This window comes from Corallococcus sp. CA053C (assembly GCF_003611675.1).
Lineage (GTDB): Bacteria > Myxococcota > Myxococcia > Myxococcales > Myxococcaceae > Corallococcus.
The window spans coordinates 1-9,633 of the sequence record NZ_RAWA01000378.1; the positions used below are offsets into that span (position 1 = coordinate 1).

Annotated in this window: 10 protein-coding genes; 9 read left to right on the forward strand and 1 reads right to left on the reverse strand. The window is 71.2% G+C overall.

The features are described from left to right. The 6 genes from D7V97_RS34115 to D7V97_RS34140 all read left to right on the forward strand — a co-directional run. Positions 1-1,617: M56 family metallopeptidase (locus D7V97_RS34115; protein ID WP_158623514.1), on the forward strand; the 1,617-nt coding region annotated here is incomplete at its 5' end. A 92-nt stretch (positions 1,618-1,709) separates the two neighbouring features. Further along, positions 1,710-2,687, forward strand: coding sequence for a 4-hydroxy-3-methylbut-2-enyl diphosphate reductase (locus tag D7V97_RS34120; protein ID WP_120614803.1), 978 nt, complete (start codon positions 1,710-1,712; stop codon positions 2,685-2,687). Positions 2,688-2,859: 172 nt separating this feature from the next. After that, positions 2,860-3,219 carry a hypothetical protein gene (locus tag D7V97_RS34125; protein WP_120614804.1) on the forward strand — a complete coding sequence of 120 codons (360 nt, stop codon included), beginning with the start codon at positions 2,860-2,862 and terminating at the stop codon, positions 3,217-3,219. A 2-nt stretch (positions 3,220-3,221) separates the two neighbouring features. Further along, positions 3,222-4,736 carry an FAD-binding protein gene (locus D7V97_RS34130; RefSeq protein ID WP_120614805.1) on the forward strand — a complete coding sequence of 505 codons (1,515 nt, stop codon included), beginning with the start codon at positions 3,222-3,224 and terminating at the stop codon, positions 4,734-4,736. After that, positions 4,733-5,746, forward strand: coding sequence for a hypothetical protein (locus tag D7V97_RS34135; protein WP_147445088.1), 1,014 nt, complete (start codon positions 4,733-4,735; stop codon positions 5,744-5,746). Before D7V97_RS34130 ends, D7V97_RS34135 begins: the two co-directional genes overlap by 4 nt. Positions 5,747-5,902: 156 nt before the next feature. Continuing rightward, complete coding sequence (locus tag D7V97_RS34140; protein ID WP_120614807.1) at positions 5,903-6,292, forward strand: VOC family protein; 390 nt, start codon at positions 5,903-5,905, stop codon at positions 6,290-6,292. 4 nt (positions 6,293-6,296) lie between these two features. Here the strand turns inward: D7V97_RS34140 and D7V97_RS34145 are convergent, their stop codons facing one another. Further along, complete coding sequence (locus tag D7V97_RS34145; RefSeq protein ID WP_120614808.1) at positions 6,297-6,956, reverse strand: hypothetical protein; 660 nt, start codon at positions 6,954-6,956, stop codon at positions 6,297-6,299. A gap of 107 nt (positions 6,957-7,063) precedes the next feature. On the opposite strand from D7V97_RS34145, the gene D7V97_RS34150 reads away from it, so the two are divergent. The 3 genes from D7V97_RS34150 to D7V97_RS34160 all read left to right on the forward strand — a co-directional run. Continuing rightward, the gene (locus D7V97_RS34150; RefSeq protein WP_199729030.1) at positions 7,064-7,882 is read left to right on the forward strand and encodes a lysophospholipid acyltransferase family protein; all 819 of its coding nucleotides are present in this window, start codon (positions 7,064-7,066) and stop codon (positions 7,880-7,882) included. Next, positions 7,879-8,817 (forward strand): NAD-dependent epimerase/dehydratase family protein, encoded by a 939-nt coding sequence (locus D7V97_RS34155; RefSeq protein ID WP_120614810.1) that lies wholly within the window; start codon positions 7,879-7,881, stop codon positions 8,815-8,817. The genes D7V97_RS34150 and D7V97_RS34155 overlap by 4 nt, the downstream gene beginning before the upstream one ends. Position 8,818: 1 nt before the next feature. Continuing rightward, the coding region (locus tag D7V97_RS34160) for an MFS transporter (RefSeq protein WP_147445089.1) at positions 8,819-9,633 on the forward strand (815 nt) is incomplete at its 3' end.

Genomic DNA, 9,633 nt, shown 5'->3' on the forward strand with positions numbered 1-9,633 from the left:
CTGGAGGCCCGGCCCGCGCGGACGGTGTCCTTCGAGCGGAGCGCGCCTGCGTTCGCGCACGCGGCGGCCCTCACGCTCACGACTCCCGCACCCTGGCGCGCCCTGCCTTCCGGGCCCTCGCAGCGTCCCCTGTGGGAGCGAGCGTTCCAGCAGGTGGGGGAGAACCTGCCCTGGTTGGTGATGGCGTGGGGGATGGGCGTGGCGGCCTCGTCGCTGCGGCTCTTGAAGGGCTGGATGCTCCTGCGGCGTCAGGTCCACGAAGCGGTGCACGCGTCGTGGGAGTGGCAGCAGCGGATGGAGGCGATGGCGCGGCGACTGGGGCTCACGAGGCCGGTGCGCCTGCTGGTGTCGTCGAAGCTGGAGGTGCCGTCCACGCTGGGCTGGCTGAAGCCGGTGGTGCTGGTGCCCACCGCCACGCTCACGGGGCTCGCCGTGCGCGAGCTGGAGCTGGTGCTGGCCCACGAGCTGGCCCACATCCGCCGTCACGACTTCGCGGTGAACGTGGTGCAGACGCTGGTGGAGACGCTGCTCTTCTACCACCCGGTCGTCTGGTGGATGTCCCAGGTCATCCGCGTGGAGCGGGAGAACTGCTGTGACGACCTCGCCGTGCACCAGGGCAGCGCCCTCCCCTACGCCCGGGCGCTCACCGCGCTGGAGGCGCTGCGGCTCCAGGGAATGGGAGCCAGCGGTCCCGCCCTCTCCGCGCTGGGGGGTTCGCTGACGGACCGCGTGCGGCGGCTGGTGCTGGCCCCCGCGCCGCGCTGCTCGTCACGCTGGGCGGCGGGGGTCTCCATCGTCACCCTGATCAGCAGCCTCGCGTTGGCGGTGCCCCTCACCGCGCTCGCCGTGCAGCCCGCGAAGGTGGTCGACGTGAAGGCCGAACCGGTGGCGGTGCCCGCGAAAGCCAACGCCCTCCCCGCACCGGTGGTGGCTCCGATGCCCCGTCCGCGCCTCGTGGCCGCGGCCGCCCCGGCTCCGTCCGTCGCACCCGTGCCGTCCCCGAAGCCGCCCACCGCCGAGCGTGCGCAGGCAGGCAGGGACGACGCGGAGGACGAGGACGAGGATGACGCCGACGCGACCACCCGCGTGGGCCAGGACCGCCTCTCGGTGGATCAGCTCGTCGAGCTGAAGATTGCCGGCGTCACGCCGGAGGTCGTCGCGAAGGTGACGGCCATGGGCTACGCGCCCACGGTGGACACGCTGGTCGAGTTCAGCCACGCGGGCATCACGCCGGAGTATGCGAAGGCCATGGCGGCCCGCTTCGGCAAGCCGCTGCCCTCCGAGCTGCTGGTGGGGATGAAGCACCTGGGCGTCACCCCGGAGTGGCTGGAGCAGATGAAGTCGCTGGGCTTCACGAGCTCGGATCCGGAGGAGCTGCTCTCCGCGAAGGCGGTGGGCATCGACGCGGCCTGGCTGAGCGACCTGAAGGCCGCGGGCTTCGGCAACCTGGACCTGGACACGGCCGTGGAGCTGCGCGCCCTGGGCGTCACCTCCGGCTACATCCGCGAGTTGGAAGCCGCGGGCCTGAAGCCCGCCAACGTGGACGAGCTGAAGCGCCTGCGCACCGGCGGCGTCGACGCGGACTTCATCCGCCGCATGCAGCAGCCCCGGAAGTAACCCCCTCCTCACTCCTCACAACACGGCTCCACCCGCGCGCTCCCTACAGGGCGCGCGGGAGGGCCGCGCCTTGCCCGAAAGGAATCACCGTCATGGCCTCACGCCTGTCGCAGTGGCTCACCGTGTTCGTGGTCCTCTTCGCCCTCCCCGTCCTCGCCGGCTCTCGGGACAGCGGTGCCTGGGTCGGCACGCCCCGGGAGGCGGAGTTGCACCTCTCGCTCCATCCGAAGGATGAGCCCGGGTCGCAGATGGGCTTCTCCGCGCCCCTCACCGCGTTCCAGGGGCTGTCCACCGCGGAGGGGAGCACCGCCCCCTTCAAGCTCGTGCGTGAGGCGGGCACCTTCGACTTCGAGGGCCGCTTCACCAAGGAGCAGGGCACCGGCACCTGGCGCTTCACGCCCAACGCCGCGTACACCAAGGCCCTGACGGACCTGGGCCTGCCCAGGCCGGACGCGGAGCAGCAGCTCGCGCTCGCCACGGTCGGCGTGGGCCCGGAGCGCATCAAGTCCCTGGCCGCCGTCGGCCAGCGTGTGACGACGGTGGACGAGCTCCTCCAGGTGGGCATCTTCAACGTCACGCCGGAGTACGTGAAGGCGCTCGCCGCCGAGGGCTACTCCAAGCTGACGCTGGAGCTGCTCGTCCAGACCCGCATCCACGGCGTGACGCCCGAGCGCATCAAGGCCCTGGCCGCCGCGGGCTACAAGGGCGTGGACCTGGACTCGCTGCTCTCCATGAGCATCCACGGCGTGACGCCGGACTTCATCCGCGAGCTGCGCGGCATGGGCTTCAAGGACCTGAAGGCCGACGACCTCGTGTCCATGCGCATCCACGGCGTGACGCCCGCGTTCGTCAACGAGATGCGAGGCCTGGGCTTCAAGGACCTGGACGCCGAGGGGCTGGTGGGCCTGCGCATCCACGGCGTGACGCCCGCGTTCGTGAAGGAGATGCGCGACCTGGGCTACACGAACGCCACCGCGGACGACTTGATGCAGCTGCGCATCCACGGTGTCGATTCGGTCTTCGTCCGCTCGATGTCGAAGGACGGGGGCGCGCCGCGCAAGCAGCCCTGAGCCGCGCGCCCGGGCCTCTCGTCTACGGAGCGAGAGGTGCCAGCGCGGGCAGCAGGGGGACGCGCCGCGTCCAGCGCCAGGATACTACCAACCGCAGACACTCCCACCGCCCGTGCGAGCGATTGAGCCCCCTGGGCGGAGGTCTACGCTCCGGCGAGAAAGTGGGGGGGACATGCAATCCCAAACCGGTTCATGGCGGCTGGCCGCGGTGCTGTGTCTGACGCTGTCATCGGCCTGTGCCCACTATCGCGTCCAGGCGCCCGGCCATGCGGGGGCGCCCGCGACCGAGCCCGAGAAGGAGGTCCTCTGGTCGCTGGCCTGGGGGCTCGTCCAGGAGAAGCCCACGGTCGACAACTGCCAGGGGCAGGCGCTCGCGGAGGTCACCCAGAGCACCAACCTGGGCTTCGCGCTCATCAGCGTGGTGACCCTGGGCATCGCGATGCCGCAGCAGGTGGAGTGGCGCTGCGCCAAGGCCCAGCCGTCTCCAGGTGAGTTGGGGTCTCTCACCGAGGCGCCGCAGGAGGTGCGCTAGCCATGCCCCCCATCATCCACAAGAGCGACCTGAAGCAATGGCAGAACTGGCACCAGACCTACACCCAGAAGCTGGAGCTGCTGGTGGACGTGTGGAACGCCAATGCCTCCCAGTCCACGACGGAGGGCTACGCGGATACCACCCGGGGCCTGCAGGGACTGATTGCCCAGGCGCTCCGGGAGGGGCTCGAGCTCCGGGCCCTCGGAGCCGGCTGGTCCTTCTCCACCGCGCCCGCCACCAGCGGCATCCTCGTCAACACCAAGCCGCTCAACTACCTCTTCCCCGCCCCCCGCACCCACCCGTCCTATGCGGGCTCGCGGGAGAACCTCCTCTTCGTCCAGTGCGGCAACTCCGTCGCGGAGCTGAACCACTTCCTGGAGGAGAAGATGGGAAAGGCCCTGCCGACCTCCGGCGCCAGCAACGGGCAGACCATCGCCGGCGCCATCGCGACGGGCACGCATGGCTCCTCTCTGGACTTCGGCGCCATGCAGGACTTCGTGGCCGGCCTCCACCTCATCGTCTCTCCGGAGCGGCACGTGTGGCTGGAGCGCGCCAGCTCCCCCACCATCCACGACGACATCCCCCAGAAGCTGGGCGCGGAGCTGATCCGGGATGACCGCCTGTTCAACGCCGCGCTCGTGAGCCTGGGCAGCTTCGGCATCGTGCATGGCGTCCTCCTCGTGGCCGAGGACCGCTACTACCTCCAGGCCTACCGCCAGCGGATGCCTTTGACGGACGGGCTCTGGCGCGCGATGGATCAGCTCGACTTCTCCGGTGTCGCGCTCCCGGGCTCCGCGGGGCAGAAGCCCTACCACCTCCAGTTCGTCATCAATCCCAACGACCTGGCGGGCGGTGTCTATGTGACGGTGATGTACAAGCATGCCCAGCGCCCCCCGGACTCGAGGCCTCCCAGCCCCAGCAGCAAGCTGACGCCCGGCGACAGCGCGTTGGAGATCGTCGGCGTCCTGACCGACGTGGCCTCGGACCTGACCATCCCCGTCCTCGGGAAGCTCCTGGACCGATTCTACGGGGAGTTTTCGGACATCAGCGGGACCCCGGGGCAGATGTTCACCGACACCACCACCCGGGGGAAGTCCTTTGGCAGCGCGGTGGGCGTTCCCCTGGGACAGGTGCGCAAGACGGTGGAGACCGCCCTGGCCATCAACCGCGAGTACGCCTTCCCCGGCCTGCTGGCGCTGCGCTACGTCATGTCGTCCAAGGCCACGCTGGCGTTCACCCACCACGACCCCATGACGTGCGTGCTCGACATCGACGGCGCCAGTTCGGCGCGCACGAAGACGTTCTGCCAGAAGGTCTGGCAGCAGCTCAGCGCGCAGCAGGTCCCCCACACCCTGCATTGGGGGAAGATCAACAACCTGGACGGAGCGCGCGTGCGGAGCATGTATGGCCCGGAGCGCATCGAAGCCTGGCTCAAGGCACGCCAGGCCCTGCTCACCAGCCCCGCACTGCGCGCGACCTTCTCCAACGACTACCTCCGCGCGCTGGGACTCGCATGAGCACACCGGGCCTCCGGCGGAGGCTCGCGGTGCTGGCCGGTGTGGGATTGGGGGTCGCCCCGGGGACGGGGCTCGCGCAGGGCAACGTCAATCTCTACCGCTTCGTGCTCGACGTGGACGTGCCGGAGTCCCCGGCCCTCGTGGCCCTGGATGAGACGCCCACGCACGTGCTGCTCGGCGCGGCGCCCAAGCCCCTCATGGTCACGGTCCTCGCCTCGCGGACCCCGGCGTCGCTCCGTCCGGGCATCGGGTTGGATGTCGCGCCCTACTTCCTCTTCGGCGGTGGCATCCGGGACCTCACCGGGTATCGCTCGGGCTCGGTGGCGGGTCGGCTCATGCGGGTGCTGATCAAGACGACGCTGTCCGTCGCCGCGGTGCCCGACGTCGCGGCGCCGGACGCGTGGCGCGTGGGCTTCGGCCTCCGGACGACGTTCCACGACCCGCACGACCCGGTGCTCAACTCGCCCCTGCCTGAACAGGTGGCGGAGGCGCTCGCGAGCCACGGCGTCGCGCCGCCCGGGGACACGGAGGAAGACGTGTCGGAGCGGGGCGTGGACCTCTCCCCGCTCTTCGCCGAAGCCCTGAGGACGATGCGGGCCCGGGGCGACATCCAGGTCTCCGCCGGCTGGGGCGTCTCCGCGCGCGTGGAGGGAGACGTGCTGAAGGCAGAGGGGCTCACGGACACCCGCCACACGTTCTGGGTGACGGGCCAGTCCGCGCTCGGCCCGCGCTTCGACGTCCTCGCGACGGTGCAGGGGCTGGACGTGTGGGGCTCCGAGCGGGCGCTGCGCGTCGGAGCGGGCGTGCAACGAAAGACCTCCCGGGCTGACTTCCGCGCCGAGCTTGCCTTTGACGGGACGGACGAGCGGCTGCACCCCGCGGTGGCCCTCGACGTGAAGCTGCGCGGCTGCACGAGCCTCATCGCCGCGCTCGCCGCGGTGCCCGGCACGGAGGCCCGGACACTGCGAGCCCAGGTGCAGCTGCGCGGCTACTTCGCCTGGTGCCGCTAGCCGGACCGTCCACGGGGTGGCACTTCCCCTGCCCCCACGGTCTCTTGTGGACAGTTCCGGCCCCCTTCACTCTGCCGTACCCACGCCCCGCTTTTCGGTGTATCCCTGGCTCCCCCCGAGGCGTTCCCCCTCTCTGCCCGAGCTCCAGGAGAAGCCATGCATCACAGCCGACTCGCCGCGTTCGTCATGGACTGCAAGGTCGAGGATATCGACGCCGCCGCGCGCTTCTGGAGCGCGGCGCTGGGACGGGCGATGAGGCCGGTGGACCCGGACTCGCCCACCTACCGCGAGCTGGAGGCGAAGCCCGACGAGGCCATGCTCCTCCTCCAGCAGGTGGACCACGACAGCCGCATCCACCTGGACATCGAAGCGGATGACCTGGACGCGGAGCTGGAGCGGCTGGAGGCCCTGGGCGCCAAGCGCGTGGCCTACGTGAAGCGCTGGTGGGTGATGGAAGCGCCCACCGGTCAGCGCTTCTGCATCGTCCGTCCGCAGCGCGGCCCCCTGGAGGGGCGCGCCAACGTGTGGGACGGCGAGGGTCGCTGACGCGTCACGGCGGCGTCGTTCGCCGCGCCGCGTCGGGCTCGCCGGCTCCCCCGGCTCCCAACACTGCCTGGAGCAGGTCCAGCAGCCCCGGCCACGCCTCCGCGGCCAGCCACAGCCCTTCCGGCGCGTGCGCCGCGGTCATCTTGAGGGACGAGGACTCGAAGAGGCGGGACGCCAGCGCCCCGTCCTTCGGCAGCCGGCCCTCCACCCGGAGCACCTCCCCGTCCCAGTGGATCGTGGGCGGCAACAGCTTCTGGGCCAGGGCCTTGAGCGCGGCCCGGCCCGCGCCGGTGCGCAGCGCGCCCATCAAGAGCGACGAGGCCCCGGGGGACTCCTCCAGCTCCACCCGGCCCGGCGTGGAGAGCCACAGGGTGTAGCGCCCCTCGGCCAGCTCCACGCGCACGGGGGTGGTCTCCACCCGCAGCTTCCAGCCCCGCACGGACAGCCGCAGGTCGTACACCGTGGGGCTGGACAGCCAGGAGCGCAGCTCCAGCCCCTTCACCCCCTTGAGCACCTGGCGCGACAGGGCCTCCACCCGCGTGTGCGACAGCCGCACCCGCCGGCCGGCCACGTCCACCGCGACCTCGTTCGCCAGCGGCCCCGGCAGCGCCGTGGCCCACGCGAGCGCTCCGTCCAGCAATCCCGTCCACGACTGCCCCGCCATCGTGCGCGCCTCCGTCGGGCTCCGGCCTGCCGGACCACCCGCTCGCGGCACAATGGAGTACGCGGGCGCCCCGTGCAAAGCGCACGCGCGGTGCTACGGTGCGCCCCGTGCCCCAGAGCGATTCCGTGTCAGCGCGGGTGGAGCGGTTGGAGCTGCCCTTCAACGAGTACGGCGTGGACCCGTACGGCATCTCCAAGAAGCACCTGAAGCTGGCGTTGGAGTTCTTCGCCTTCCTCTACCGCAGCTACTTCCGGGTGCGCTGCACCGGCGTGCAACACATCCCCAAGAAGGGCCGGGGCATGCTGGTGGGCAACCACTCCGGCGGCGTCGCGGTGGACGGGATGATGGTGCTCACCTCCACCCTGCTGGAGATGGATCCGCCAAGGCTCGCGCAGGGCATGGTGGAGCGCTTCATCCACAAGTTCCCCGTGGCCTCGCTGTGGGCCAGCCGCACCGGCCAGTTCACCGGCCTGCCCGAGCACGCCGTGCGCCTGCTGGAGGACGACCGGCTGCTCATGATCTTCCCGGAGGGCGCCCGGGGCACCGCGAAGCTCTACACGGAGCGCTACTCGCTCGTGGACTTCGGCACGGGCTTCGTCCGGCTGGCGCTCCAGACGCGCTCGCCCATCATCCCGTTCGCCTTCCTGGGCGGCGGCGCGGCCATCCCCACGGTGACCAACGCGTACGCGCTGGGCAAGCTGTTGGGCGTGCCGTACGTGCCCCTGACGCCCTACCTCCTCCCGCTGCCGCTGCCGGTGGGCCTTGAAATCCACTACGGCGAACCGCTCGTCTTCGAAGGCACCGGAGACGAGGAGGACCACGTCATCGAAGGGTACGTGAACCAGGTGAAGGCAAGCATCGCGCGGCTCATCGAGGACCACCGCGCCGAGCGCAACCTGCGCCGCACCCGGAGGCTGCTGCCATGAAGGTATTGATCCTCGGCATCTCCGGCGGCATCGCGCGCAGGCTGGCGCTGCGCCTGCGTGACAACGGGCACGAGGTCGCGGGCATCGACATCCGCCCGTGGCGGGACGCGCCCAAGGACATCCCGGTGCATTCGGTGGACGTGCGCAAGCGCGCCACCGAGGACGTCTTCCGCCGCTGGAAGCCCGAAGCGGTGATCCACATGGCCACCGTGACGGCGTTCACGGTGCGAGGCGGCGAGCGCGGCCGCATCAACCTGGACGGCACCAAGGCGGTGTTCGACCACTGCGCGGCGCACGGCGTGAAGCAGGTGCTCTTCGTGGGCCGGCACACGTTCTACGGCGCCGCGCCGGACTCGCCGCTTTACCACTCCGAGGACGAGCCGCCGCGCGCGCTGGAGGCCATCCCGGAATTGGCGGACCTGGTGGCCGCGGACCTGTACGCCGCGACGGCGCTGTGGCGCCTGCCGGACATCACCACGGCGGTGCTGCGGCTCGTGTACACGCTGGGGACGCCGGGCACGGGCACGCTCGCGAACCTCATCCGGGGCAAGCGCGTGCCGATGGTGCTGGGCTACGACCCGCTGTTCCACGTCATGCAGGAGGAGGACGTGGTGACGGCGTTGCAGCTCGCGCTGGAGAAGCGCGTGCGCGGCATCTTCAACGTGGCGGGTCCCGCGCCGGTGCCGCTGTCGGTCATCATCCGGGGCACGGGCCGCTCGCCGGTGCCGTTGCCCTCGCCGCTCTTGTCGCTGCTGATGGGCCGGGCGGGCTTCCCCCGGCTGTCGGTGGGGGCCACGGACCACCTGCGCTACCCCATCGTCGTGGACAACAAGCGCTTCCTGGAGGCCACCGGCTTCCAGGCCACCTACGACGAGGGCCGCATCCTGCGCGCGTACGCGGACGCCCTGCCGGTGGATCGCGCGGAGCTCGGTTGACATGGTGACGGACAGCGTGGGCGTGAAGGCCCCCCAGGCGGTGACGCCGGGCCTGATGCGCAGGGTGGAGGCGGTGGTGTTCCTCACCGTCTTCCTGGACCTCGTGGGCTTCGGCATCGTCATCCCGATGCTGCCCCTCTACGTGAAGTCGATGGGCGGCTCGGCGCTGACGGTGGGCATCCTCTTGGGGTGCTTCTCCTTCACGCAGCTGCTCGCGACGCCGCTGTTGGGGCGCTACTCGGACCGGCACGGGCGGCGGGCGGTCATCCTGCTGAGCCTGCTGGCGAACGCGGTGGCGATGATGCTGTTCGCGCTGGCCAGCTACCGGCTGATGCTGCCCCTGCTGTTCGCCTCGCGCATCCTCGCGGGGGCGACGTCCGGCAACATCGCCGCGTGTCAGGCGGCGCTCGCGGACGTGACGACGAAGGAGACGCGCGCGAAGGCCATGGGCCGCATTGGCGCGGGCATTGGCCTGGGCATGGTGCTGGGGCCCACGCTGGGCGGGCTCTTCTCCGGCCTGGGCGCGTGGGTGCCGCCGCTGCTCGCGGGGGCGCTGGCGCTGGTGGGCTTCGGGGGCGCGCTCTTCGCCATGCCGGAGACGCACCCGCCCGAGGCCCGCGTGGCGGCGAAATCCCAGACGCGGTGGGCCGCGCTGCGTGACACGCCCCGGCGCAAGGCCTTGGGGCTGGTGCTGGGATTGTTCTTCGCGGTGTTCCTGGCGATGACGACGCTCCAGGTGGCGTTCGCGCTGCTGGTGCAGGCGCGGCTGGGCTGGGGCACCCAGGAGGTGGGCTACACGTTCGCGGTGGTGGGCGG

Coding starts and splice junctions, on each gene's coding strand:
- D7V97_RS34120 (WP_120614803.1), top strand. CDS start 1,710: ATGGCCTCACGCCTGTCGCAGTGGCTCACCGTGTTCGTGGTCCTCTTC.
- D7V97_RS34145 (WP_120614808.1), bottom strand. CDS start 6,956: ATGGCGGGGCAGTCGTGGACGGGATTGCTGGACGGAGCGCTCGCGTGG.
- D7V97_RS34125 (WP_120614804.1), top strand. CDS start 2,860: ATGCAATCCCAAACCGGTTCATGGCGGCTGGCCGCGGTGCTGTGTCTG.
- D7V97_RS34155 (WP_120614810.1), top strand. CDS start 7,879: ATGAAGGTATTGATCCTCGGCATCTCCGGCGGCATCGCGCGCAGGCTG.
- D7V97_RS34130 (WP_120614805.1), top strand. CDS start 3,222: ATGCCCCCCATCATCCACAAGAGCGACCTGAAGCAATGGCAGAACTGG.
- D7V97_RS34135 (WP_147445088.1), top strand. CDS start 4,733: ATGAGCACACCGGGCCTCCGGCGGAGGCTCGCGGTGCTGGCCGGTGTG.
- D7V97_RS34140 (WP_120614807.1), top strand. CDS start 5,903: ATGCATCACAGCCGACTCGCCGCGTTCGTCATGGACTGCAAGGTCGAG.